Raw genomic sequence first — 1,097 nt, 5'->3', positions numbered from 1 at the left:
GGCGAGGCAGCGGCCGCTGGTTGTTCATCTACCTGATGCTCGAGTTCCAGCGCTCCCACGAGCACTTCATGGCCGTCCGCATCATGAGCTACGAGGGCGTGCTCTACGAGCACCTCCTGAAGGCCCTGGCTCTACAGAGCGACGACCAGCTGCCGATCGTCATTCCACTGGTGCTCTACAACGGCGAGACGCCCTGGACCGCCAAGAGGAACATCTACGACCTGATCGCCCCTGCCGCTCCCGGTATGTCGGACTATCTGCCCCGCCTGCGCTACAAGCTGATCGACATCCGCCGCTTGCCGCTGGCGGAGCTGGCAGCGATGCGCAACGCGGTCGCGGGTCTGTTTCGCGTCGAGGCAAGCCCGAGCCTGGCCGTGAGCCGAGCGGCGATCGCCGATCTGATCGATCTGCTGGACCCGCGAGAGCATGCCGCCATCCGCCACGACGTCACCCGGTGGCTGTGTGAGGTCATCTTGCCATCGCGTATGGAAGGCGTTACCGTCGAAGGAGTCAGAGATCTCGAGGAGGTGAGCACGATGATCACGGAGAACACGTTGGACTGGACCGCCGAGTGGCGGATGAAAGGTAGAGAAGAAGGCCGGAAAGAAGGGGAGGCAGCGCTGTTACTGCGTCTGGTCGAGAAGAAGTTCGGTGCCGTAGGGCCGCGGGTCCGGCGACGGATCCAGAACGCCAGCGCTGAGCGGCTCCTCGAGTGGGGCGAGCGCTTCGTGACGGCGGAGACGCTGGCGGAGGTCTTCGACGAAGCGGATTGATATGGCAGAGAGCTCCTCGTCCTGACCCTCGTGCTGTCGACGCCGTCGCCTCCGGCCGCGCGACCCTGGTGCCCGCCGAGTGGGCCGCGAGGCTCGACTTCTCGACCCTCGTGCCGGTGAGCGAAGCCCACCCCACCCAGGATTGGCGGCTGCGCTACAACGACTGCGTCTGGCGCCTGCGCTGGCGAGGCAGCGGCCGCTGGTTGTTCATCTACCTGATGCTCGAGTTCCAGCGCTCCCACGAGCACTTCATGGCCGTCCGCATCATGAGCTACGAGGGCGTGCTCTACGAGCACCTCCTGAAGGCCCTGGCTCTACAGAGCG

The 1,097-nt window shown here is 65.2% G+C and carries 2 protein-coding genes; both read left to right on the top strand.

Going from position 1 to position 1,097, the window contains the following annotated elements:
- Positions 1–773 (top strand): DUF4351 domain-containing protein (locus tag GY769_23630; protein ID MCP4204911.1); only part of this gene is annotated, 773 nt, incomplete at its 5' end.
- A gap of 68 nt (positions 774–841) precedes the next feature.
- Positions 842–1,097, top strand: a 256-nt coding sequence (locus GY769_23625; protein MCP4204910.1) for an Rpn family recombination-promoting nuclease/putative transposase, incomplete at its 3' end; no start/stop codon positions are given.

The organism is bacterium, assembly GCA_024224155.1.
Classification (GTDB): Bacteria; Acidobacteriota; Thermoanaerobaculia; order Multivoradales; family JAHEKO01; genus CALZIK01.
This window is presented reverse-complemented; position numbering and strand designations above follow the sequence as displayed.